The 23,596-nt window shown below is 62.1% G+C and carries 18 protein-coding genes; 10 read left to right on the top strand and 8 right to left on the bottom strand.

The window, feature by feature from the left end:
* Window positions 1–189: 189 nt before the first annotated feature.
* From fes to entS, 4 genes are read left to right on the top strand one after another with little or no spacing between them, the layout of a single operon-like run.
* Complete coding sequence (fes, locus tag IT763_RS11645; RefSeq protein ID WP_239505747.1) at window positions 190–1,497, top strand: enterochelin esterase; 1,308 nt, start codon at window positions 190–192, stop codon at window positions 1,495–1,497.
* A gap of 29 nt (window positions 1,498–1,526) precedes the next feature.
* Window positions 1,527–1,751 carry an MbtH family protein gene (locus IT763_RS11640; RefSeq protein ID WP_033633649.1) on the top strand — a complete coding sequence of 75 codons (225 nt, stop codon included), beginning with the start codon at window positions 1,527–1,529 and terminating at the stop codon, window positions 1,749–1,751.
* Between the two features lie 50 nt (window positions 1,752–1,801).
* Window positions 1,802–10,312, top strand: coding sequence for a non-ribosomal peptide synthetase (locus IT763_RS11635; protein ID WP_206195433.1), 8,511 nt, complete (start codon window positions 1,802–1,804; stop codon window positions 10,310–10,312).
* A 58-nt stretch (window positions 10,313–10,370) separates the two neighbouring features.
* Window positions 10,371–11,654 carry an enterobactin transporter EntS gene (gene entS / locus IT763_RS11630; RefSeq protein ID WP_049299268.1) on the top strand — a complete coding sequence of 428 codons (1,284 nt, stop codon included), beginning with the start codon at window positions 10,371–10,373 and terminating at the stop codon, window positions 11,652–11,654.
* Between the two features lie 4 nt (window positions 11,655–11,658).
* Here entS and IT763_RS11625 read toward each other — a convergent pair whose 3' ends face one another.
* A complete protein-coding gene (locus IT763_RS11625) occupies window positions 11,659–12,018 on the bottom strand; it encodes a helix-turn-helix domain-containing protein (protein WP_025302868.1) in 360 nt (119 codons plus the stop codon).
* Window positions 12,019–12,120: 102 nt separating this feature from the next.
* Between IT763_RS11625 and IT763_RS11620 the strand changes: the two genes are divergently transcribed.
* Both IT763_RS11620 and IT763_RS11615 read left to right on the top strand, forming a co-directional pair.
* Complete coding sequence (locus IT763_RS11620; RefSeq protein ID WP_206195432.1) at window positions 12,121–12,732, top strand: NAD(P)H-dependent oxidoreductase; 612 nt, start codon at window positions 12,121–12,123, stop codon at window positions 12,730–12,732.
* A 34-nt stretch (window positions 12,733–12,766) separates the two neighbouring features.
* Window positions 12,767–13,417 carry a LysE family translocator gene (locus tag IT763_RS11615; protein WP_197758273.1) on the top strand — a complete coding sequence of 217 codons (651 nt, stop codon included), beginning with the start codon at window positions 12,767–12,769 and terminating at the stop codon, window positions 13,415–13,417.
* Window positions 13,418–13,432: 15 nt separating this feature from the next.
* On the opposite strand, the gene IT763_RS11610 is transcribed toward IT763_RS11615, so the two are convergent.
* Window positions 13,433–14,209, bottom strand: a complete 777-nt coding sequence (locus IT763_RS11610) for an NAD(P)H-dependent oxidoreductase (protein ID WP_016927694.1) — start codon at window positions 14,207–14,209, stop codon at window positions 13,433–13,435.
* Window positions 14,210–14,293: 84 nt separating this feature from the next.
* Here IT763_RS11610 and IT763_RS11605 point away from each other — a divergent pair, with 84 nt between their 5' ends.
* On the top strand, window positions 14,294–15,187 hold the full coding sequence (locus IT763_RS11605; RefSeq protein WP_016927695.1) for a LysR family transcriptional regulator: 894 nt from the start codon (window positions 14,294–14,296) through the stop codon (window positions 15,185–15,187).
* Between the two features lie 27 nt (window positions 15,188–15,214).
* Here the strand turns inward: IT763_RS11605 and IT763_RS11600 are convergent, their stop codons facing one another.
* The 3 genes from IT763_RS11600 to IT763_RS11590 form a co-directional block, all read right to left on the bottom strand.
* A complete protein-coding gene (locus IT763_RS11600; RefSeq protein ID WP_016927696.1) occupies window positions 15,215–15,376 on the bottom strand; it encodes a hypothetical protein in 162 nt (53 codons plus the stop codon).
* 141 nt (window positions 15,377–15,517) lie between these two features.
* A complete protein-coding gene (locus IT763_RS11595) occupies window positions 15,518–17,584 on the bottom strand; it encodes a TonB-dependent copper receptor (protein ID WP_206195431.1) in 2,067 nt (688 codons plus the stop codon).
* Window positions 17,585–17,809: 225 nt separating this feature from the next.
* Entirely contained in the window at window positions 17,810–18,196 is a 387-nt protein-coding gene (locus IT763_RS11590; protein WP_241005500.1) for a DUF2946 domain-containing protein, read from the bottom strand.
* 244 nt (window positions 18,197–18,440) lie between these two features.
* Here IT763_RS11590 and IT763_RS11585 point away from each other — a divergent pair, with 244 nt between their 5' ends.
* Window positions 18,441–19,049, top strand: coding sequence for a class I SAM-dependent methyltransferase (locus IT763_RS11585; protein WP_049299256.1), 609 nt, complete (start codon window positions 18,441–18,443; stop codon window positions 19,047–19,049).
* Window positions 19,050–19,089: 40 nt separating this feature from the next.
* Here the strand turns inward: IT763_RS11585 and IT763_RS11580 are convergent, their stop codons facing one another.
* Together IT763_RS11580 and IT763_RS11575 are read right to left on the bottom strand one after the other, a co-directional pair.
* A complete protein-coding gene (locus IT763_RS11580) occupies window positions 19,090–20,391 on the bottom strand; it encodes a sorbosone dehydrogenase family protein (RefSeq protein ID WP_143779001.1) in 1,302 nt (433 codons plus the stop codon).
* Window positions 20,392–20,401: 10 nt separating this feature from the next.
* Window positions 20,402–20,827, bottom strand: coding sequence for a DUF2231 domain-containing protein (locus IT763_RS11575; protein WP_028127428.1), 426 nt, complete (start codon window positions 20,825–20,827; stop codon window positions 20,402–20,404).
* A 167-nt stretch (window positions 20,828–20,994) separates the two neighbouring features.
* On the opposite strand from IT763_RS11575, the gene IT763_RS11570 reads away from it, so the two are divergent.
* Complete coding sequence (locus tag IT763_RS11570) at window positions 20,995–21,453, top strand: YbaK/EbsC family protein (RefSeq protein WP_016927702.1); 459 nt, start codon at window positions 20,995–20,997, stop codon at window positions 21,451–21,453.
* 93 nt (window positions 21,454–21,546) lie between these two features.
* Here the strand turns inward: IT763_RS11570 and IT763_RS11565 are convergent, their stop codons facing one another.
* Window positions 21,547–22,956: a PLP-dependent aminotransferase family protein gene (locus IT763_RS11565; protein WP_097102025.1), complete on the bottom strand. Its 1,410-nt coding sequence runs from the start codon at window positions 22,954–22,956 to the stop codon at window positions 21,547–21,549.
* A 170-nt stretch (window positions 22,957–23,126) separates the two neighbouring features.
* On the opposite strand from IT763_RS11565, the gene IT763_RS11560 reads away from it, so the two are divergent.
* Window positions 23,127–23,582 (top strand): carboxymuconolactone decarboxylase family protein, encoded by a 456-nt coding sequence (locus tag IT763_RS11560; RefSeq protein WP_049299252.1) that lies wholly within the window; start codon window positions 23,127–23,129, stop codon window positions 23,580–23,582.
* Window positions 23,583–23,596: the final 14 nt, after the last annotated feature.

Raw genomic sequence — 23,596 nt, 5'->3', positions numbered from 1 at the left:
CATACCTGCGTTGTGTGTTATGCCACCCTGATAAACCCCGAAATATCGGCGAGCGGTATTCACCCGTCGACGCGGAGACGCCGTATGTGCACGACGGTAAAAATCCGACAAATAGTATTGAAAATGATAATGAGTATCAATACGATTGTCAGGTTTTGTAAAAATCACTCATGTTATGTAAGAGGCGCTATGGAGTTTTTGCCGGAAAAGAGGCCAGGAAACGACCTTGAGGGATTGGCGGCGCAATGGCTGCGTGAAGAGGCGGCAGGGCAATCCGCGTGGTGGCAAAAGGTTGCCGCGCAGGGCACGCCCATCGTCGACGCGCTCGACGAACGCCACGTCAAAATGACCTGGCTATGGCGCGACCCCGCCGGCGATGAACGGCACTCGCCGATATGCCGCGTTTACGCCGATATCAACGGCATTACCGATCACCACAGCACGTCCCCCAGCAGCCTGACTCGGCTCCCCGGCACCGACGTTTGGTACGGCTCGGCCGTTATCGATCGCCGCTGGCGCGGCAGCTACAGCCTGATCCCCATTACCGAGCGAGACCTCCCCCCCGTCTTCAGCGACGACGAAACGTTACGCGACCGCCAGCAGCGTGCCTGGTGGGTATCGCTGTTCCCGTTGGCGATCGCCGATCCTCTGAATCGCCTCTCGCTGGGGCCGTCTCATCGCCCGCGGCCCGTATCCCTGGCGCAAGGGCCGGATGCCGACGATCAAAGCGCCTGGCAGGCCGCCGATCGGCCGCTGGATGAGGCGCGGCTACAGCTATTTCAGTGGCGCAGCGAACGGCTGGGTAACCAGCGGCGCGTTTGGCTGTATGCCAGCGGCGACGCGGCGGTGAAAGCGAACCGCCCGCTGGTGCTGCTGCTCGATGGCCAAAACTGGATCGAAAGGCATGCGCTGCTGCCGGTGATTGAGAACGAGACCGCAAAAGGGCAGTTGCCGCCCGCGTGCTGGTTGCTGATCGATGCGATCGATGGCGAACACCGGGAAAACGAGCTGCCCTGCAACGCCGTCTTCTGGCAGGCGGTGATCGACGAACTGCTGCCGCAGGCGCAGCGCCGCGAAGCGTTCAGCGAGACTGGGGCGCGCACCGTGGTCGCCGGCCAGAGCTACGGCGGGCTGGCGGCGTTATACGCCGGTTTGCACTGGCCAGAGCGCTTCGGCCACGTGCTGAGCCAGTCCGGCTCTTTCTGGTGGCCTACAGTGCAATTTGTTACCCAGTTCGAAAAACGCCACGAACTGGAGGAAGGCTGGCTGATACGCCAGGTTCGGCAGCGCAACGCGGCGGCACCCAAGCTCACCGTGATCCAACAGGCCGGCGATCGCGAGGCGGACATCGAATTCGTCAATCGCCAGATGCACCAGGCGCTGACGGCGGCCGGGCACCGCGCCGACTACCGCGTGTATTCCGGCGGACATGACGCGCTCTGCTGGCGCGGCGGCTTGGTGGACGGCGTGCGCCGGCTGCTTTCCGCAATGAAGTAATCCCACATTTTGACAGACAGGTAATGAAAATGACTCAGGAACAACAAAACCCGTTCGATGACGAAAGCCTCCGTTTCTCCGTGCTGGTCAACGCGCAGCAGCAGTATTCGCTGTGGCCGCAGTTTGCCGATACGCCGCAGGGGTGGCGCGTGCTGATGGGGCCGGCGTCGCGCGGCGAGTGCATCGACTACATCGAAACGCACTGGCAGGACATGCGGCCGGCGGCGCTGAAAGCGACGGATGCGGCGCGTTAAGCGCCTGGCAGTCAATCGATATATTCCGTTTGAGGGAAAGGACAGACACCATGTCAGAAACGCTTTCTTTACCGGATACTCAGGTCGAGTATCGGGATTATCCGCTGGTTGCTGCGCAACCGGGGATCTGGATCGCCGACCAAATCGCGCTGCGCCGCAACAGCTTCGCCGTGGCGCACTACACCGAACTGCACGGCGCTATCGATCGTTCGGCGCTGGAGCGCGCGATCCGTCAAGGGCTGGCCGAAGCGGATACGGTTCAGGCGCGATTCTTTGAGGCGCAGGACGGCCAGCCGGTGCAGCGTTTACCGTTGATAGCCGATCCCGCACGCGTGCAGGCGCCGGAGTGGTTCGATTTCAGCGCGCGGCCGGACGCCGAGCAGGCGGCGCTGGCGCTGATGAACGACGATCTGGCGCAGGATCTGCCGGCGGACGGCGAACGGCCGCTCTATCGCCATGCGGTGATCCGCGTCAGCGCCGATCGCTGGTTCTGGTACCAGCGCTTTCATCATCTGACCCTGGACGGCTTCAGCTTCGAGGCCATCACCCGCCGGATCGCCGATATCTATCGCGCGCTGCGTCACGGGCTGTCGCCGGCGGCATCGCCGTTTACCCCGTTCGGCAAGGTGGTGGAAGAGTTTGAGCAATGGCAAACGTCGCCGGCGCGCCGGCGGGCGGCCGAGTTCTGGCAACAGCATCTGCGCGATTTGCCGTCGCCGCTGTCGTTATCGACGGAGAGTCGGGAGGTTGAACCGGGTGCCCGGCCGCTCAAACAGGCGCTGGTGCTGCCGGAATCGCTGTTTGACGAAGCGCTGCGCGATGGCGCGCTGCAGTCGCTGCAACCGGCCGATATCGTCACAGCGGCGCTGGCGATGTATCTGGCGCGCATGAGCGGCGAAACCCGTTTTTCACTCGGTTTTCCTTTCATGCGCCGTATGGGCTCCCAGGCGCTGGCGGCGGTCGGCCCGGTGGTTAACGTGCTGCCGCTGCTGCTGAATGTGACGCCGGATATGTCGCTGGCGGACGTCTGCCAGGCGACCGTGGCGCAAATCAAACAGGCGCGCCGCCATCAACGCTATGAAGCGGAGCAGATCAAACGCGATCTCGGCCTGGTCGGCGGCCATCAGGAACTGTACGGCCCGGTGATCAACGTCAAGGTCTACCACAGCGCCTTGTCCTTCGACGGCCAGGCGGCCGTTACCCATACGCTGGCGATGGGGCCGGTCGATGACCTGGAGTTTGAGATCGGCTTTCGCAACGGCGTGCTGACGCTGTCGTTGGTGGCCAACCCGGCCAAATACTCGCCGCGCACCTTGCATCACCACGCGGAGCGCATCGGCCATTGGCTACAGCAACTGGCGCGGCAGCCGCACCAGCCGAACGGTCAACTGGCGTTGATCGGCGAAGGGGAGTTAAAGCAGCTCGCGGCCTGGGGGCGCGGCGCGCATCTGACGCCGCCGGCGGGTATGGTGTCAATCATGGATGCGTTTCAGCGCCAGGTTGAACGGCAGCCCGAGGCGCTGGCGGTGGCCTGCGGCGATGTGCGCCTCAGCTACCGTCAGCTCTCCGAGCGGGTGATGCAGCTGGGGCGAGTGCTGATCGAAAGCGGCATCGGCGCGGAAGACGTGGTCGCCATCGGCATTCCGCGCTCGGTGGACACGCTGGTCGCGCTGTTCGGCGTGTTGGCCAGCGGCGCGGCCTATATGCCGCTCGATCTGGATTACCCACGTGAACGCCTGGCGCTGATGTGCGACGACGCGCGGCCGGCGATGCTGCTGACCCACCGCGCTACGCAGGCCAATATGCCGGATCTGCCGCAGGTATTGTGCCTGGACGACGCAGCGTGCCTGGCGCGCTGCGAGGCCGCCGAGGCCGCGCCGATAACGGACGATGAACGGCGTGCGCCGCTGAACGAGGCGCATCTGGCCTATATGATTTACACCTCCGGTTCGACCGGCAAACCCAAGGGCGTGATGTCCACGCACCGCGGGCTGCTGAACCTGTTCCTGTCGCATCAGGCCTCGCTGTTTGGCCCGGCGATTGAAAAATTCCAGGCTCGCCACGCGCGCCGTTTGCGCGCTGGCCATACCGCTTCGTTTTCTTTCGACTCCTCCTGGGAACCGCTGTTCTGCATGATGATGGGCAGCGAACTGGTTATCTTCGATGAGGAGCTGCGCCGCGACCCCTGGGCGCTTCTGGAACAAACCCAGCAGACGCCGATCGATCTGCTGGACATCACGCCGTCGTTCTTCTCGCAATTGGTGGACTGCGGCCTGCTGAAAGGGCAGTTCCCGCTGCCGGCGTTCGTGATGATCGGCGGCGAGGCGGCGACGCCGACGCTGTGGAACCTGATGCAGCAGCATCCGGAGGTGGAGATCCACAACTATTACGGCCCGTCCGAATACACCGTCGATACCCTCGGCGCGCCGGTCACGGCCGCCGAACAGCCGGTGATTGGCCGTCCTCTCGCCAATACCGAAGTCTGGCTGCTCGACGGCCGCCTGCAGCCGGTGCCGATCGGCGCGGCGGGCGAGCTGTACATTTCCGGCAAAGGCATCGCGCGCGGTTACCTGCGGCGCCCGGATCTGACGGCGGCGCGCTTTGTCGCCAATCCGTTTGTCGAGGGCGAGGTGATGTACCGCAGCGGCGATCTGATGCGCTGGAGCGCGGAGGGCCAGCTGGTGTTCATTGGCCGGACCGATCACCAAATCAAGGTGCGCGGCTTCCGCGTCGAGCTGGGTGAGGTGGAAAGCGCCTTGGCCGCCTTGCCGGACGTGGGGCGGGCGGTAGCGATCGCCGAGCCGATCGGCGCCACCTATCGCCTGATCGGTTATTGCTCGGTGCAGGATGACGCGCGGCGCGCCTCACCCACGCTGCAAAGCGAACTGCTGGGGCAACTGGCGCAGCGTCTGCCGGATTATATGGTGCCGGCGATCCTGGTGGTGATGCCGGAGCTGCCGCTCAACGTCAACGGCAAGATTGATCGTCAGGCGTTGCCCAAACCGCAGGAGACGCTGGCGCAAAGCATTCGTGAACCGGCCACCGAGCAGGAAAGGCTGATTTGCCACGCCATGGCGCAGCTGTTGGGGATGGATCGCGTCGGCGCCGACGACGATTTCTTCGCGCTCGGCGGCGACAGCATCTCGGCGATGGGGCTGGGCACCGCCCTGCGGCGCAAAGGCTATCTGCTGCGGCCGCGCGAGATCTTCGCGCTGCACACCCCCGCGCGCATGGCGCAGGCGATGCAGCCGCTGGTAGTTGGCTCTCAGGCCGCATGCAGCGTACAGCAAGGCCCGATCGACGGGCTGCCGATCCTGCACTGGTTTGCCGAGACGGGCGATATGCATCGCCGCTTCGCGCACGGCGTTTTCCTGCGCGTGCCTGCCGAACTGCAGCCGGAACAGCTGCATTATGCATTGGAGCAGTTGCGTGCGGCGCACCCGGCGCTGGGCGCGCGGATCCGCGACGGTCAGTTGGTGGTTGAAACCGCCGCCGCCGGTGAGCTGATGCAGGTTGATACCGTGTCCGGTGAGCTGGAATCAGCGGCGGAACAGGCGTTTGATGCCGCGCTTGACCATCTCGATCCGGCAGCCGGTGCCATGATGCAGGCGATCCTCTTGCAGCGCGACGGGCAGAGCCTGGGGCTGGTGCTGGCGATCCATCACCTGGTGGTCGACGGCGTTTCATGGCGAATCCTGCTCGACGAACTGCGGCAGGTGGCCGACAGCGCCATGCAGGGGCAGCCGATCACATTGCCGCCGGAAGAAACCTCGCTCTATGAGTGGTCTGCACGCCTACGAGCCGACGCTGAACGCCGGGAAACCGAGCTGCCGTTCTGGCGGCGGATGCTGGCGGACGGCGCACCGCGTTTGGGGCGGCGAGCGTTGGATCCGCTGAACGATCGCACGGGCGACGTATCGGAAAAACGCACGCTGCTCGACAGCCGGCTGACCGCCGCGCTGCTCGGCGCATTGCCGCAGGGATACCGCGCCCAGGTTGAAGAGATCATGCTGTGCGCGCTGGCTCAGGCTTGCCGCCAGCGTTTCCAGGCCGCTTCGCTGCGTTTCTCTCTGGAGTCGCACGGCCGCGCCGAACTGGACGACGGCCTCGATCTTGCCCGCACCGTCGGCTGGCTGACGGCGGAGTATCCGCTGCGCATCGAACTGCATGACGCTGAGCACAATGAGGCCGTGCGCGCGGTGAAACGGGCGACGCGAGCGGTGACCGATCGCGGCGTCGGTTATGGCCAGCTGCGTTATCTGCACCCGCGGCGTGACGAACTGGCGGCGCTGGCGCAGCGCAATGCACCGGAGATCTTGTTCAACTACCTCGGACGTTTTAGCCAGGATGAGGGACACTGGACGCCGCAACGCAGCCAAACCCGCTTCCGCGACGCCTTCGCCGTGGCGCAGGATGCGCAGCAGGCGCTGTCGTATGGCCTGGAGGTGAATATCTTTGTCGAAGAGCGGCGCGACGGCGCCTGCCTGGCGATCAACTGGAGCTGGCTGGAGGGGATTTTCAGCGAGAGCGACATTGCGCAGTTGCACAGCGGCATCGAGCAAGCGGTGCGTTCGCTGTGCGAATTTGCCGAGCGGCATCCCGATCGCGCGGCGGCGACGTTGGTGGCGGCCGAGATCGCCCAGCCGGGCGCCGACGATGAGGCGGTGCGCGCCTGGGAGCGGGAGTGCGGGCCGTTGGCCGCGGCGCTGCCGCTGTTGCCGTTGCAGCACGGCCTGCTGTTCCATGCGCAGACGGCGCAGCAGGGCGGCAGCTATAACTCGCTGACGCGCCTGAGCCTCTTCGGCGAACTGGACGAACATCAACTCCAGCAGGCGCTGAATGCGGTGATCCGCCGCCATCCGCAGCTGGCCGCCCGATTCAACCGCGAGGGCGAACCGCTGCAGTTGATACCGCAGGAAAGCCATTGGCCGCTGGACAGCCACAGGCTGCCGCCGCTGTCCGAAGAGCAAGAAATGCAGGCGCTGAATGAGCTGGAGCAGAAAGAGCTGCAGCGCGATCTGTTTAATCAGCCGGGCGCGATGCTGCATGCGCTGCGGATCAAACACGGCGATAGCGAACGCTACACGCTGTTCCTTAACGCGCACCACCTGATTGTCGACGGCTGGTCGACGCCGGTGGTGCTCAACGATCTGATGCTGGCATTGCGTGAAGGCGAGCAGGCATTGCCGCCGCTGCGTTCGAACTACGCCGATATCGTGCGCCGCCTGACCGCGCGGGATGCTGAAGCTTCGCGCCGCCTCTGGCGTGAGACGCTGCAGGATGTGCGCCCGACGTTGCTGTTCGGTGAAGCGCAGGACGATCGCGTGCAGGAGTTGGAAATGACGCTGCCGCCGGCCGAGGAAAGGCGCTTGCTGACCCTGTGCCGCGAACGCGGGTTGACGCTCAATACCGTGATGCAGGGCATTTGGGCGCTGCAGCTGGCCAGCTGTTGCGGCCATCAGGACGTGGTGTTCGGCTCGCCGGTTTCCGGCCGCTTTGGCCAGATAGAAGGGGTCGAGGAACACGTTGGCCTGTTCAGCAACACGCTGCCGGTGCGGGTTCGTCTGCAGCATGACCGTTCGTTGACGGAACAGCTGACCGAACTGCAGCACCGGCAGATTGAACTGCTGGAGCACGACGATTTGGGGTTGGGGGAGATCCAGCATCTGGCCGGGGCGGGCACGCTGTTCGATACGCTGTTGGTGGTGGAAAACTATCCGGACAACGACGCTCTGCTGGGCGGCGAAGGGTCGCTGCGCTGCGACGCTATCCGTAACAAAGGCTATACCCACTATCCGCTGACGCTGCTGGTGCTGCCGGGCGAGCGCCTGCGTCTGCTGATGGAGTACCGCGATTCGGTGCCGCAGCCTGAACGCTTCGCCGCGCGGCTGATGGCGCTGCTGCAACAGTGGATTGCCCAGCCGGATCTGCCGCTGCCGCGCTGGCAATTGCAAACGCCGCAGGAGCAGGCGCTGGTCGCGGCGGTCAACCGCACCGGGCAGGCGGTGGCGGACACCACCTTGCATAAGGCGATCGCCGAGCAAGCGCGGCGCACGCCGGAACGCATCGCGCTGCAGGACGCCGGGCACAGCCTCAGCTACCGTGACATGCAGCGCCAGGCCGCGCTGTTGGCCGAACGGCTGACGGCGGCCGGCATTCAGCCGGGCGATATCGTCGCGGTGGCGTTGCCGCGTTCGGTGCGCCTCAGCCTGGCGCTGACGGCGATTGTGCAGACCGGTGCCGCCTGGCTGCCGCTGGATACCGGCTATCCGGACGAGCGGCTGGCCTACATGGTGGAGGACGCCAAACCACGGCTGATCGTTACCGAGAGCGCGTTGGATGCCCGCTTCGCCGCGCTGGCGCCAACGCTGCGGTTCGATGCGCTGGACGACAGCGGGCGCGAACCGGCGCCGCGCCCACCGGCGGGGAGCGGCGATCATCCCGCCTACGTGCTGTATACCTCCGGCTCGACCGGGCGGCCGAAAGGCGTGGTGGTGAACCACCGGGCGATCGTCAACCGCCTGTTCTGGATGCAGCACGAGTATGCGCTCGATGCGCAGGACGTGGTCCTGCAGAAAACGCCGTGCAGCTTCGACGTTTCCGTCTGGGAGTTCTTCTGGCCGCTGATGGTCGGCGCGCGCCTGGTGATGGCGCCGCCGGAGGCGCACCGCGATCCGCAGGCGCTGACGACCTTGATCGACGACTATGGCGTGACCACGCTGCATTTCGTTCCGTCGATGTTGGCTATCTGGGTTGAGGCGCTGAACGAACGGGCGCCGCAGCGCGCCGCCGCCAGCCTGAAACGCGTGTTCTGCAGCGGCGAAGCGCTGTCGTGCGAACTGGCTTCCCGCTATCAGGCGTTGGTCGCCGCGCCGCTGCACAACCTGTATGGCCCGACGGAGGCGGCGGTCGATGTTACCTATCAGCCGGCGTCCGGCGAGGCATTGGCGGCGGTGAACGGCGCCGGCGTGCCGATCGGCAAACCTGTCTGGAACACCCAACTGAGCATTCTCGACGCCATGCTGCGGCCGGTGCCCGTCGGCTGCGCCGGCGATCTCTACCTGCGCGGCATTCAGCTGGCCGACGGCTATCTGCATCGGCCGGAGTTGACGGCGCAGCGGTTTGTCGCCGATCCCGCCGGCAACGGCGCGCGCATGTATCGCACCGGCGATATCGCTCGCTGGCTGGAGGACGGCAGCGTCGAGTATTTGGGCCGCAGCGACGATCAGCTGAAGATCCGCGGCCAGCGCATCGAGCTGGGCGAAATCGAACAGGCGCTGCTGGCGCAGCCGGGGGTAGCGCAAGCGGCGGTGCACGCCATCGAACTGGGCGAGGGCGCGACGGGACTGGGCGGCGCCGATATGCGGCAGCTGGTCGCCTGGCTGATCGCCCAACCGGGCGTGACGCTGGATACCGCCGTACTGCATCAGGCGCTGGAGGCGCGTTTGCCGGCGCATATGATGCCGGTCAGCTATGTCATGACCGACAGCTTCCCGCTCAGCGCCAGCGGCAAGCTGGATCGCAAGGCGTTGCCACGGCCGCAGCTGAACCCGCAGAGCGGCCGCGCGCCGCACAGCGACTGCGAGCGCCTGCTGGCGGCGCTGTTCGGGGAACTGCTGGGCCGTGAAAACGTGTACGCCGAGGACGACTTCTTCGCACTGGGCGGCCACTCGCTGCTGGCGATGCGTTTGGCGGCGGAATTGCGGCGGCGCGTCCCTCGGCCATTGACCGTCGGGCAAATCATGTTCGCCCGTAGCCTGGAGAAGATGGCGCATCTGCTTGATGACGTGCAGGCCGCCAACTCGGCCGAAAGCCGCGGCGTCGGCGAATGCCTGCAGCTGCGGGCCGGCCAAGGCCCGGCGTTGTTCTGTCTGCACCCGGCTTCCGGTTTCGCCTGGCAGTACTCGGGGCTGAGCCGTTATCTGCCGGGGAGCTATCCGATTATCGGGCTGCAGTCGCCAAGGCCGGATGGTGCCATCGCCACCTGCGAAGACATTGAGCAGATGGTCGATCGTCATCTCGCCACTCTGCGCCGCCTGCAGCCGCAGGGGCCTTACTACCTGCTGGGCTATTCGCTCGGCGGCACGCTGGCGCATTCGATGGCCGCGCGTCTGCAGCAGCAGGGTGAGGAGGTGGCGTTCCTCGGCATGCTGGATACCTATCCGCCGGAAGGCCAGGACTGGACCGGCCCCAGCGAGGAGGAGGCGCAGAAGGAGGTGGCGCAGGAACAGGCCGAGTTTATGGCGGAAGATCATGGCGATCCGGCGCTGATGGCGGAGAAGGCGGCGATGTTCGACAGCATCGTCGCCAACTACCGCGACGCGGTGCGCCTTCTGTCTCAGGCGCGCAGCCGGCGTTTCCACGGCACGGCGACGCTGTTCGTCGCCGACCGGACGCTGCCGCCGGAGATGGATATCAACGCCGTGTGGGCGCCGTATCTGGATGGGCTGATCTGTCATCACCAAAGCTGCGAGCACGCGGACATTCTGTCGCCGGCTTCGCTGGAGACGCTCGGGCCGCTGTTGCATTCGCTGCTGACGCGGCAATACGGGTTGGTATAACGCAACCGGGCCGGGGCGTGCGTCCCGGCCCGCACTAAAACATGATATGCAGGACACTATGGCCAGACCTTCTTTTTTTCTTGATTTCAGTTTGCTGAGAAGCAATGCGCATTTCCGCGCGATTTTCTGCGCCCGCATGCTGTCGGTGTTTTCCCTCGGCATGCTGGCGGTGGGGGTGCCGATTCAGATCCAGGCGATGACCGGCTCCACGTTGCAGGTGGGGGTCGCGGTGGCGCTGGACGGCGTGGGCATGTTTATCGGCCTGATGCTGGGCGGGGTACTCGCCGATCGCTACGATCGCCGCAAGCTGATCCTGTTTGCGCGCGGCACCTGCGGGCTGGGCTTTGTCGCCCTGAGTCTGAACGCCTTCGCCCCGGCCCCGTCGCTGTGGGCGCTCTACCTGTTGGCGGCCTGGGACGGCTTCTTCGGCGCGCTGGGCATGACGGCGCTGATGGCGGTGATCCCGCTGCTGGTCGGGCGCGAAAACCTGGCGGCGGCGGGGGCTTTGAGCATGGTGACGGTGCGCATCGGCGCGATCCTGGCGCCGGCGCTGGGCGGGATTATCATCGTGTTCGGCGGCGTCGGTCTCGCCTTCGCCGTCGCGGCGGCAGGGACGCTGGGCACCCTTGTGCCGCTGGTGCGCTTGCCGACGCTGTTGCCGCAGCAGCAGGAGCCGGAACACCCGCTGCGCGCGCTCGCCAGCGGCTTCCAGTTTGTCTGGCGCAATAAGGTGGTTGGCTCGGTGGTGCTGCTGGGGATGCTGATGAGCATCGTCGGCGCCGTCAGGGTGCTGTTCCCGGCGCTGGCGCAGGACGCTTACCACGTTGGCGCGTCCTCTATCGGCCTGATGTACTCCGCAGTGCCGCTCGGTGCGATGCTGGGCGCGCTGACCAGCGGCTGGGTGGGGCGATACGCTCGCCCTGGCGTGCTGATCCTGATCGCCGCCATCGTCGCGTTTACCGCCATCGCGTCACTGGGGCTGTTCAGCCACCTGGCGCCGGCGCTGCTGGCGCTGGTGTGCTACGGCTACGCCAACGCCATCGCCTCACTTCTGCAGTTCATGCTGATCCAGAGCAACACGCCGGACCATCTGCTGGGGCGGGTGAACAGCCTCGGCACCGCGCAGGACGTAACCGGCGATTCGATCGGCGCGCTGGGACTCGGCGTACTGGGCAGGGTGTTTACTCCATTGATGAGCGTGCTGTCGTTTGGCGCATTCGCCGCCTTGTTGGGCGTGCTGGTGGCTTTCAGCGTACGCACGCTGCGCCAGTGCCGGCCGGCGGACGCGCTGGTTGAGCACGATGAACCCGCGCCGGCAACCTCAGCGGCGGCGGACAACTAACCCCTCACGGCACCGGCTGTTCCGGCCGGTGCTGCTCCCCCCAGTTACACATCATGTCGATCACCGGGATCAGCGAACGTCCACGCTCGGACAGGCTGTACTCCACCTTGGGCGGGATCTGCGGATACTCCTTTCTCACCACCAGGCGATCTTTTTCCAGCTCTTTGAGCGTCGAACTCAGCGTTTTGTACGAAATGGTGCCGATGCAGCGCTGCAGCTCGTTGAACCGCAATACCGGCTTATACAACGCCAGCCAGTAGAGAATAATCATTTTATATTTGCCGTTGATCACCGACAGCGTATAGCCATAGCCGGTGTCTTCGAGGCTGATGCCCGTTGGGCTGCAGTGGGATTCGGCGGTCATTTTATACTTTCTCCAGGGTAAGTATGTGTCGTGAGTGTGCGTATTTTACATTCTGTCAGCATACCCTAAGATGCGTCGAAACACCTGACTGGAGAGATCAGTATGAAAACCTTGGTGGTAGTAACACATCCCGATATGGCGAACTCGGTGGTCAACAAACGTTGGCTGGAGGAACTGCGCCGCTATCCGGCGCTGTATACCGTGCACGAATTGCATCAGGCCTATCCGGACTGGCAGATCGATGTCGCCAAAGAACAGCAGTTGATTGAAGCGCATGACAACATCGTGCTGCAGTTCCCGATTTACTGGTTCAGCAGCCCGCCGCTGCTGAAAAAATGGCTGGACGACGTGCTCACCTACGGCTGGGCCTACGGTTCCCGCAGCGGCTATAAGATGCAGAACAAGAAACTGGCGCTGGCGGTCACGGCGGGCGTGCGCGCAGAAGATTACGCGCGCGACGGGCGTTATCGCTACTCGCTGAAGGAGATCTTCCGGCCGTTTGAAGTGACCGCCGATTACGTGCGGGCCGACTATGCTTCGTTCTTTGCCTTTTACGGCAAGGAAGCCGCTTCGGACGGGGCGGTGGAGCCGCTGCAATCCCACGAATTGGATCGCAGCGCGCAAGGCTATCAGGCATTTCTCGCCGCCCTGAATGAACGACACGCCCCGGATGCGTCTGATAGTGCTGTTGCGAATGTCCGGGGAGGAATATGATTGCCGTATTCTTTGACGCGCCGGTGATAACCCCATGCCTTCAGCCGAAACGTTTATTGCTTTTCTTGTTGCACTCACCCTTCTGGAACTCTCTCCCGGACCGGATATGATGCTCACGCTGGCCCGGGGTATCGGCCAAGGTCGTCGCATCGCGCTGCTCAATGTTTTCGGCATGGTCTTTGTCGCCGGTATGGTGCAGGTTTCCATGCTGGTGCTCGGCCTCGCCACGCTGTTGCATAGTTATCCGCTGGCGTTGGACGTATTGCGTTGGGTTGGGGCCGCCTATCTGGTCTGGCTGGGGATAAAAATGCTGAAGGTAAGCCGGCAGCGTTCCGATGCCGTGCTGAAACCCCGGATGATGACCGGGTGGCAGGCGGTGGAAGAAGGGGCGATTAACAGCCTGACCAACCCTAAGTCGCTGCTGTTCATGTTTGCTTTTCTCCCGCAGTTTGTTAACCCTGAAACCGGGCCGGTTTGGTTGCAATTGCTCGTTTTAGGTTCCATTCAGAAGCTGGCCGGGATCCTTTCGCTGGGCTCTGTCGCTATGGCCTCCGGCACCGTGGGGCAATGGCTCGCCCGCAATCCCCGTTTGTTGGTCTGGCAGCAGCGATTTACGGGCGTGGTCATGATGGGATTGGGCGCCAAACTCCTCCTCGGGGGCGGCGCTATGTCAGCGCCGCGATAAGGGGAGCGGCTCGCGCTATTTCAGGTGAATGCTAAAACCGTCTTGCCCCGGCGCCAGATGGGCTTTCAGCGTCAGCTGCGGGATCAGGTAGTCACCGGCGTTCTGCCGCCGAAACGGAATCGGCTCGGTGTGCCACAGATTATCGAGCCGCTGTCCGAGCTGTTCGCACAGGGCGGCAAAGCGCGTCTCGTCGGTCTTACCGGCGCGGTAGGTGACGAACGGCGGCAACACCTCGAACCCCGGGTAATGCAGCATGCCGTGCTGGATCGGGAACAGAATATCGTCGATCGGCCCGTTAATGCCGCGTGGGGCGTAATGGGATTCCCAGCCGCCGGCGCTGACGATCAGCATCGCCCGTTTGCCTGCCAACATACCCTCGCCGTAACGGTCGCCCCAATGGGTATCGGAATGCTCACCGACGCCGTAGGCAAAACCATAGGCATAGACGCGATCGAACCAGCCTTTCAGCATCGCCGGCATCGAGAACCACCACAGTGGGAACTGCAACAGCACCGCGTCCGCCCAACGCAGCTTTTGTTGCTCCCGTTCGATGTCGGCGCTCTGCACGCCGTTGGCAAACGCGCGCCGGGAATCCAGCGAAGGATCGAAACGGGGCCCTGATGCGCCTTCCAGGCTGTCGTCGGCGTCGATCGCCGCTTTCCACTTCATGGCGTACAGGTCTGACACCTGGACCTGATGGCCGGCCTGCGTCAGGCGCTCAACGGCGAAGTTTTTCAGTGAGCCGGTCAGCGACTGTGGCTCCGGGTGGGCGTAAACAATCAGCACATTCATAACAACGCTCCTTGGTGTGAGAGCTGCAGAGTAGGGCGTCACGAGGTATATTAGAAATGAATTACCGTTATCCCAGGTATAAGCATGAATAATTTAAGGCGGCTGGATCTCAATCTGCTGGTGACGCTCGACGCGCTGCTGGCTGAGCACAACGTCACGCGCGCGGCGCAGCGGCTCAATTTCTCTCAGCCGGCAGTCAGCGTGCATCTCGCCAAACTGCGGGCGATCTTTGACGATCCGCTGCTGTTGCCCGGCCCGCGCGGCATGCGTCCGACCGCCAGAGCGGAGCAACTGCGGGAACCGCTGCGTCAGGCGCTGGCGGCGCTTGAGTTGGCGGTGACGCCGGCGACGCCGTTCGATCCCGCTGTGGCGACCGATATCTGGCGTGTGGCCGCCTTCGACTACGGCGAATCCACCATCGTCCTGCCGGCGCTGAACGGTTTGCGCACGGCGGCGCCCGGCACCCGGCTGGCGGTGCTGGAAACCGCGCCGTCACGCATCGCCAAACTGGCGGAACAGGGAGAGATCGATCTGGCGTTTCACACCCGCGAAGGGGCGCCGCCCGGTCTGCGTCAGCGTACGCTATTCCGTGAACGCTATGTGCTGGTGGGCAGAGTCGGTCACCCTAAGCTGCATGAAAACCTGACGCTGGCGCAATTCTGCCTATTGGAGCAGGTGATGGTTTCGCCGGACGGTGGCGGTTTCTACGGCATCACCGACCAGGCGCTGGCGGACGTGGGGCTGACGCGGCGCGTGGTGCTTTCCGTGCCGCATTTTCTCTTCGTGATCTCGGTACTGACGCAGTCCGATTTGGTGGCGATGTTGCCGGAGCGGCTGGTGCGCAACCAACCGTTATTGCAGCAACTCAAACCGCCGTTGGCGGTGCCGGGTTTTGAAATGACGATGCTGTGGCACGAACGATCGCATCGGGATCCCGCTCACCGGTGGCTGCGCGAACATATCGTGCGTTCAGTGTGATCGGGCTAATGTAAACAGCGCGGGAAATTACATGAACAGGAAGCGGTCGGCCAGCGGAACGCCACGTTCGAGGCGCGGTGGCAACGCGTCGTCGCGATCGTCAGGCTGAGCAGCTTGCGGCGCGGCGTCTTCGGCTTTTTCGATCATCAGCTCGCCGAGCAGGGCCAGAAAACGAGTGATCTTTTGCATATTCCCTCCGGGGCCATGATTAACCTGAGGACGATAGTAATCGCCGCCTAACCGAATGGGAAAAACTTAAAACTCATATCCTAAGAACCGGATCGCATATCGCATGACCGGGCGACGGTTGCCCATCGCCCGGTGAACGGTTTAGAAGGTGACGTTAACCTTGGCCCACAGGGTGCGGCCCGGTTCATTCACCGCGCTGTTGGCCGAATAGCCGAAGGCGCTGTTGCCCGCCAGGTTGAGGTGCTCGCTGTAGGTCTTGTTCAGGATGTTATCCAGACCGGCGCTCAGCTTGACGTTTTTATTCACCTTGTAGGCGGCGTTCGCGGAGAGCACGCCGAAGCCGGCGCTTTCGGCAAAGTCTTTGCCCACCACGTTACCTTCGTTGATCGCCACGCGGTTTTGGCTGCTGACCAAACGCCACAGCCCGGTGCCGCTCCAGTCGCCGTACTCGTAGGTCAGCCCCAGACGCGCCTCCAGCGGCGGGATCTGCGGCAGCGGGCGGCCGTCGCTGGTGTTTTTGCCCCAGGAGTAGGCCAGGCTGGCGTCGGTTTTCCAGTGCTCGCTCAACTGATAACCCATGCCCATTTCGCCGCCCATGATGTTGGCGTTGACGTTATCGGCCTGGCTGAGACGCGCATTGTGCGGATCGTATTTGAACAGGATGAAATCATCGACGCGGCCCACATAAGCGGAGATCCAGCCGTTGAAGCGCTTGCCGTTGTATTGTGCGCCGATGTCGAGCTGCGTAGTTTTCTCGCTCTTGACGCTGGAGAACGGATCCTTGCTGCCATTCGGGCCGAGCTTCGGCGAGAACAGCTCCCAGTAATCCGGGAAACGCTCAGTATAACCGACGCCGGCGTACAGCATCAGCGGCAGCTCGGCCAGCGTGTGCTCCAGGCGCATAAAACCGCTCGGCAGGGTGTCGGAACGCTCCGCGTCGCCGCCGTTGCGGAAGTTTTCCACCAGGGTGCGATCGAGACGCGCGCCGCCGATCAGTTTATCCTGTTCGCTGGTGGACCAGGTCAGTTCGCTGAAGGCGCCGTAGCTGTTGAACTGGGCGTCTTTTTCCCAGCTGCCGCGGCTCATGCTGCGATGGGTGTTGGTTTGGGTGTCCAGGCCGCTTTCCAGCTTCACGTCCTGCCACAGCCAGGTGCCCATTACGCGGCCGCCAACGGTGCGGCGATCGAGCTGCATCGTCATGCCGGAGGACATCATATGTCCGCCATGGCCGCCCATGCCCATACCGCCATGGCCACCGTGCCCACCCATGCCGCCGCTGCCCGGTGAGCGCAGGGTGACGTTGTCCATCACGTGGTTGGCGTAATTGTAGTAGACCTGCGCTTCCAGCTTATCCAGCACCTCGCCGATGTTGGATTTTTCCACCCGCATGCCCAGGCTTTCGCGCTTGAACTGCGAACCGTCCATGCTGCGGCCGGCATAGCGCGCTTCGCCGTTGCCGCGGCCCATGGTCACTTCCAGCAGCGTATCGTTGTCCGGCGTCCAGCCGAGCGCCAGATCGCCGTTCCACTTGTCCCAGCGCGACGGCACGCGCGTATTGGTGCCGTCCTGATAATCGTTGGAACGAGATTTGTTGGCCATCACCCGCAAGTAACCTTGCTCGGCGCCGAGGCTGGCGTCGATATTCTCGTCCCAGCGGCCGTTGGAGCCGGTCAGCACGCTGGCGTTGCCCTTGACGCCCGGCTTGTCGAAGCGTGGGCGTTCACGTTCGAAACGCACGGTGCCCGCCGACGATCCCGGTCCCCACAGCACCGTCTGCGGCCCTTTGGTGATGGTCAGCAGATCGAAACTTTCCGGCGAGATGTAAGAGGTGGGCGCATCCATTCTCGATGGGCAGGCGCCCAGCATTTCCGAACCGTCGGTGAGGATCTTCAACCGCAAACCGAACATGCCGCGGAACACCGGATCGCCGTTGGTGCCGCCGTTGCGGATCTGAGAAAAACCGGGAATGGTTTTCAGGTAGTCCGAGCCATCGCTGGCCGGCACCGGCTGACGCGGAGTTTTCGGTGACGTCACGATGGTCAGCGGAGAGTAGAGCGGTGCGGTGACGGTGATCACGTCGCCATCATTAACCTGTGTGTTGGCAGGGTGCTGATGCGCCTGCGCCGCGTGGCCAGCCAGCAGGAACAGCGGCATGGCGGCGGTGATGGCGCGGGCGGCGGCGTTCTTTTTATAAACGGGTTTAAACATCATCTTTCCTTAAGCTAACTTTTTTCCGTTCTTGGCCGAGGGATTATTCAGGCGTGGGGCGGCCTGGCGAAAATCACCATCGGTAAATACGGGGGTTAATTCCATCAGCGTGGAAATAACCGGATTAATAATGTCGTCTCGGTGCTTAATCGTTGGGCGAATTAATTCCGCCGGGTTGAAGCGATCAACGGCAATACAGAGAACGGCAATGGGCTTATTGTTAAATCAGAGGAAAGAGAGGGGGGGCGCGCGCGGCTGTAATTCGGTGTGAACGACGTGGGCAAACAGGGGAACGAGATAGCGGTTCGGCGGCGGGCGCGAAGCCAGCGACTGAGACCAGAACAGCGGGGCGTGGCTCACGTCCAGCAGCGGCGCGTGCAGCAACAGCACGCAGTAGCCGCAGGCGCTGTCGTCCATCATCATCGCCATGTTGTGGTGGCCGCCGCCGTGCTGCATCAGCGGCTGCGAGGCTTTTTCAGGTTCAGACGGCGGCGAGTGCATCCCGTGATGCATCGGCATATCCATGCCGCAATCCGCCATGACGGCCGTTCCAGCACTTCCGGCGCGTACATGCTCCAGAGATCGCGAGATCACCGGCGCAATGAACAACATCAGAATGGCAAACACCCCTAACCAGGCGGCGGCCCGATTTCGCGATGCAGAGGGCTGAATTAACGACACAATCAACCTAAAAAAGGGTTAACACAGGGGAGGGAATTGTACTGGTTTATGTCGAAATGTTAAAACCTTTTATTTCTGGTCAACGGCCTGTTGATGAATATATTATCGGATAAGCGCTTTAATTCTGACCAAAGGTTATTTTTATTGCGCCACTAACGTGACGGGGACAATATTAATGACGGAAGAACTGGCGAGCACGATTATTCCGCTTTATGACGAACATGCCGCCGCCTGGGAACGCCTCAGACCCACCACGCTGTTCGAGCGGCCGTGGCTCGACCGCTTTTTGCAGCTTACCCCGGCCAACGCGCGGCTGCTGGATCTCGGCTGCGGCAATGGCGCGCCGATCGCCGCCTATTTTATCGAACAAGGGTATCGAGTCACCGGCATCGACGGCGCGCAGGCGATGATCGCGCGCTGCCGGCAGCGTTTTCCACAGCAGGAGTGGCGGCAGATGGACATGCGCCGGCTGAATCTGGCGACAAGATTCGACGGCCTGCTGGCCTGGGACAGCTTCTTCCATCTGGCGCGCAACGATCAGCGCCGCATGTTTCTACTGTTCAGACGGCACGCCAAGCCGCATGCCGCACTGATGTTCACCAGCGGCCCTGAAGACGGCGTGGCGATCGGCAATTTCGAAGGCCAGCCGCTGTTTCACGCCAGCCTGGCGCCGGAGGAGTATACGCGCCTGCTGCAGGAGAACGGCTTCCGCGTGGTCGATCATGTGGTGGAAGATCCCGCCTGCGGGGGAAGAACGGTCTGGTTGGCGCAAAGCATCAAGTGACAACGTCACGTGCAGGTTCATCGGAACCTGCACGTTAACGTTATTTAGCGCTGACGCGCCAAACGGTGTTGCCCACGTCATCCGCAATCAGCAGGGCGCCGGCCTTGTCGACCGCTAATCCAACCGGTGCGCCATAGAGTTCCTTCTCGTCGTCGGAGACAAAGCCGGTGACTACCGCTTTGAGTTTACCGACCGGCTTGCCTTGTTCGAACGCCACGTAGCTGACCCGGTAGCCGTTCAGCGGCGAGCGATCCCAACTGCCGTGCTCACTGACAAAGGCGCCGCCGCGATAGTCGGCCGGCAGAGCGCTTGCGGTGTAGAACAGCAGCCCCAGCGGCGCGACGTGCGAGCTGAGGGCGTAGTCCGGCTTGATGGCTTTCGCCACCAGATCCGGCCGCGCCGGCTGCACCCGACGATCGACGTGCTGGCCGAAATAGCTGTAAGGCCAGCCGTAGAAGCCGCCGTCCTGTACCGAGGTCAGGTAGTCCGGCACCAGATCGGCGCCGATCTCGTCACGCTCGTTGACGATGGCCCACAGCTTGCCGCTGTGCGGTTCCCACTGCAGCCCGGTCGGATTGCGCAGGCCGCTGGCGAAGATGCGGCTGGCGCCGGAGGCGGTGTCCACTTCCAACACGGCGGCGCGCCGGTACTCTACGGCCAGGCCGTTTTCGGTGATGTTGCTGTTGGATCCAACGCCGACATACAGCTTTTTACCGTCCAGGCTGGCCAGCAGGGCCTTGGTCCAATGATGGTTGATGGTGTCCGGCAGATCGGCCAGCTCTTTACCCGGATCGCTGATGCGCGTTTCGCCCGGCTGATAGGCGTACTGCATGATATTGCCGGTGTTGGCCACATACAGGGTGTTGCCAATCAGCTGAACGCCGAATGGAGAATCGAGCCCCTCGAGGAAGACATGCTTTTCCCAGCTGCCGTCGGCGGTGGGGCGCAACAGGGTGATGCGGTTACCACCTTTTCCCCCTTTACCTGACTGCCCCTTAACCAGCCCGGCGATCAGCTGCTTGGGTGTGCTGACCGCTTCGGTGCCCGGCCCGTTGGCCTCCACCACCAACACATCGCCGTTGGGCAGGGTAAGCAACTGACGCGGGTGCAGCAAACCGTCTGCCACCTTGTCGATTTTCAAGCCTTCGGCGACTTTCGGCATCTGGTTTTGCTGCCAGCCCACGCCCTTTGGCACCTGCATCGGCGGCATCAGGAAATCTTGCGCCGCCGGCAATGCCGGATCCGGCCCCATTTGTTGTTCCGGCGAAATGACGGCACTGTTATCGCAGCCGGCCAGCGCCAGTACGGCCGAAAGCGCAATCGCGATGGATGATAGCTTCATGAAAACCTCCTTATTTTGCGCGGGCGCTCACGGCCAGCAGAATGTTGGCGAAGCTCAGCAGCGCGACCACGATCGCAGACAGCACCAGGCCTTGCGGCACCACGGCATACGCATCCCGGCTATGCACGAAAGCGTTGATAATGGCGAGAACGATGGCCAACAGATTCAGCCAGAAATGGAGCTTGACCGATAAGCCCTGTAGCCGGCCGCTGCCGAACCACACCTGCACCAGGTTAATCAGTCGGGGAATGATGGCAAAAATCAGGCCGATGGCGATCAGCCAACTGGCACCATTGACCCATTGAATATTCGCCGTGCAGGCATAGATGATGTCGAAAATGAGCGCCGCGGTAAAAAATCCATAGGGTATCGGATTGAGCCATTCATAGACGGCCACCGCGGCCGCTGAAGGCCTTGCTGTCGTTTGCGTGGTCATACTGGTATCTCCATGAAAAATGATAGATAAAAAGGCGTTGGCCCCTTAAAGCTTTGTTCAGATTCACCGATTTGAACAATTTTGATTCTCATTTTTAGCATGCGATGTTAAAACCGAAACCGTCACCACGGCATTATCAATGGCTTAGCAACATCTGGAGGAAGGGCATGAGTGTAGAGCGCGTTCAGCGATTTCTGGCCGAGCACGCGCCGGAAACGGCGGTGACGGTGCTGGCAAAGAACACCGCGACGGTAGCGCTGGCGGCGGAAGCCTTTGGCGTGGAGGGCGGGCAGATCGCCAAGACGCTTTCGTTTCGCGTGAACGACGGCGTGGTGTTGTTGGTGATGGCGGGAACCGCCAGAATCGATAACAAGAAGTACAAGCAATTCTTTGGCGTAAAGGCACGCATGCTGCCGGCGGAGGAGGTGGAGGCGCTGACCGGCTATCCGCCCGGCGGCGTTTGCCCCTTTGCCGCACCGGCAACGGTGAGAGTTTACTGCGATCGCAGCCTGTGCAGCTACAGTGAAGTGCTTCCGGCAGGCGGCAGTGATAACTCAGGCGTGAGAATTGCGCCGCAACGGCTGGCCAGCATCACCGGAGCGGAGTGGATTGACGTGACAGGGTAACTGCAAGTGTGTTATTGCAAGATTAAAAAGTCACCCGATTTAGCCCGTTTGAAATGTCACTCACTTCGTCAATACGATAATCGCAAGGGGCCGTTAAGCGAGTTTACGGATCAATCGATCCAGCCGCTCGCAGGCATGGAGGAGTGATTCGCCTTCCTTGCCTGATACGCCAAGCAACAGACCGGACTTTTCCGCTACCCCTGACTGATACCAGGCTGAAAGCGGGGATGGCGCCAGGCCAAAGTTATAGGCGTAATGCGCAATGGTGCGATCCTGAGAGCCATCTGGCAGGTTGATTAAGACGGATAAACCATGGACCTGAACGGTGTAGCCTAACGCCTTCATTATGCGGGAAAGTTCAGTACTTCTGGCATGGTAAACTCTTTTCATTTTTCGCAGATGCCGAAGAAAATGCCCCTCACTCAAAAAGGCATGCACCGCCATCTGGATCGCGGGAGTCGGAGCGGGGGAAAGCGAGGCGGCGACATCAGCAACCGTCTCGACAAGCGATGGCGGCGCCACGACAAACCCCAGGCGTAGAGCCGGGCTAATGGTTTTACTGAATGATCCAATATGGATAACCCGACCATAAATATCCTGTGACGCCAGCGCTGGCGCCGCGCGGCGATTAAGCTGCAACTCCCCCAGATAGTCATCCTCGATGATCCAGCGGCCATTTTGGTGGGCCCACTCAATTAAACGGTGGCGCCGTTCCAATGATAATGCCATCCCCAGGGGCGCTTGCTGCCCGGGGGTGACCAGCGCGATTGCCGCGTCAGGCGCGTGATGGATGCCATATTCTATATCCATCCCTTCGGAATCGACCCGCACAGGTACCGTGGCCAGGCCCGCAAGGCTCAAGGCTTTTCTTGCCGGCGGAAAGCCAGGATTTTCCACCCAGGCTTTGTGCCCGCGTAAAGACAGCGCGTGCAGTATGAGGCCAAGTCCTCCGGTGAATCCGGCAGTCACGAAAACTTGAGAAGGATGGCATTTGATTCCTCTGGAAAGGGTGAGCTGACCGGCGATTTCGCGGCGCAACTCGCTTTCCCCTCTGGGGTCGCCATAGCATTGTCTGGACTGCACGGCGTGACGGGCTGACGCCGCAAAAAGGCGTGAGAAGAGGGGGACGGGAAAGACATCGCCGGCAGGGATCCCCATCTGAAAATCGCCTGTAGGGAAGAGAAAATCCTGAAACAATTCTGAAGTGGGTACGGATTCAGGCACCTTTTTCGCCGCCCTGCCCGGCGGTAGATTATCCACGACACAGGTTCCACGAGAGCGGGACATCACGACAAGTTGCTCATCGGATAACCGTTCATAGGCGGTCTTAACCGTGCCGCGAGAGATACCCAATTGTATGGCAAGGTCAATCCATGAAGGGAGCCTTGTGCCTGGCGCAAGAACACCGCTCTCAATGGCTTCGGTGATCCCCTGGCGGATCTGCTCGGCGATGGATATCCGTGCGTTACGGTCAATCGTCAGCGCCAGAGTGGGTCTGTTCATATATCGCTCCATTAATCAGCAGATGTACTTGAAATAGCAGAGGCATCTCTGGTCAGCATGTTTTAACCATTCCGGATGCGTGGTACAGCAAAATCTTCGTTTTTTGGTTCTTTTAAGTGTAAATCCAGCTGTTATGCTTGACTCAGTTTCAACGATAAAGGAAATAAAAAATGAGTCAACGCATTGATTATACTAAAACTTCTCCGGCAGGGGTTAAAGCGCTCGGTGGTGTTTATACCTACGTCGCGCAATGTGGCCTGGAGAATACGCTCGTGGAACTGGTTAATTTGCGCGTCAGCCAAATTAACGGCTGCGCTTATTGCCTGGATATGCACACACGCGATCTCCTGAAGAAAGGTCTCAGCCCCGTCAAACTTGCTTTGGTGCAAGTCTGGGAGGAAGCCGGAGAGGTCTTTACCGCGCGTGAAAAGGCGGCGCTGTCCTGGGCCGAGACCGTCACCCGGGTTTCTGAAACGCATGTTCCGGATGAAGCCTTTGCGGCGGCATCTGCCGTTTTCGAAGATAAGGAACTGGCGGATTTGACGATGGCGATAGGCTTAATCAACGCCTATAACCGTCTGGCTATCAGTTTCCGCAATGTACCGCAGGAAGCGCAAAAACCCTGATATTGCGTGTTGTG

It is taken from the genome of Serratia sp. CMO1 (assembly GCF_015689115.1).
In the GTDB taxonomy this organism is placed as follows: domain Bacteria; phylum Pseudomonadota; class Gammaproteobacteria; order Enterobacterales; family Enterobacteriaceae; genus Serratia; species Serratia marcescens.
Note: the sequence above shows the minus strand (reverse complement) of the source record. Positions and strands in the feature narration are given on the sequence as shown.

Bases quoted from the DNA above. Each gene is read 5' to 3' on its own strand.
- IT763_RS11560 (WP_049299252.1), top strand. From the start codon at position 23,127: ATGAGTCAACGCATTGATTATACTAAAACTTCTCCGGCAGGGGTTAAA.
- IT763_RS11620 (WP_206195432.1), top strand. From the start codon at position 12,121: ATGAAAACCTTGGTGGTAGTAACACATCCCGATATGGCGAACTCGGTG.
- IT763_RS11610 (WP_016927694.1), bottom strand. From the start codon at position 14,209: ATGAATGTGCTGATTGTTTACGCCCACCCGGAGCCACAGTCGCTGACC.
- IT763_RS11575 (WP_028127428.1), bottom strand. From the start codon at position 20,827: ATGACCACGCAAACGACAGCAAGGCCTTCAGCGGCCGCGGTGGCCGTC.
- IT763_RS11640 (WP_033633649.1), top strand. From the start codon at position 1,527: ATGACTCAGGAACAACAAAACCCGTTCGATGACGAAAGCCTCCGTTTC.
- IT763_RS11565 (WP_097102025.1), bottom strand. From the start codon at position 22,956: ATGAACAGACCCACTCTGGCGCTGACGATTGACCGTAACGCACGGATA.
- IT763_RS11580 (WP_143779001.1), bottom strand. From the start codon at position 20,391: ATGAAGCTATCATCCATCGCGATTGCGCTTTCGGCCGTACTGGCGCTG.
- IT763_RS11625 (WP_025302868.1), bottom strand. From the start codon at position 12,018: ATGACCGCCGAATCCCACTGCAGCCCAACGGGCATCAGCCTCGAAGAC.
- IT763_RS11585 (WP_049299256.1), top strand. From the start codon at position 18,441: ATGACGGAAGAACTGGCGAGCACGATTATTCCGCTTTATGACGAACAT.
- IT763_RS11635 (WP_206195433.1), top strand. From the start codon at position 1,802: ATGTCAGAAACGCTTTCTTTACCGGATACTCAGGTCGAGTATCGGGAT.
- IT763_RS11595 (WP_206195431.1), bottom strand. From the start codon at position 17,584: ATGTTTAAACCCGTTTATAAAAAGAACGCCGCCGCCCGCGCCATCACC.
- IT763_RS11570 (WP_016927702.1), top strand. From the start codon at position 20,995: ATGAGTGTAGAGCGCGTTCAGCGATTTCTGGCCGAGCACGCGCCGGAA.
- entS (WP_049299268.1), top strand. From the start codon at position 10,371: ATGGCCAGACCTTCTTTTTTTCTTGATTTCAGTTTGCTGAGAAGCAAT.
- IT763_RS11600 (WP_016927696.1), bottom strand. From the start codon at position 15,376: ATGCAAAAGATCACTCGTTTTCTGGCCCTGCTCGGCGAGCTGATGATC.
- IT763_RS11615 (WP_197758273.1), top strand. From the start codon at position 12,767: ATGCCTTCAGCCGAAACGTTTATTGCTTTTCTTGTTGCACTCACCCTT.
- IT763_RS11590 (WP_241005500.1), bottom strand. From the start codon at position 18,196: ATGTTGTTCATTGCGCCGGTGATCTCGCGATCTCTGGAGCATGTACGC.
- fes (WP_239505747.1), top strand. From the start codon at position 190: ATGGAGTTTTTGCCGGAAAAGAGGCCAGGAAACGACCTTGAGGGATTG.
- IT763_RS11605 (WP_016927695.1), top strand. From the start codon at position 14,294: ATGAATAATTTAAGGCGGCTGGATCTCAATCTGCTGGTGACGCTCGAC.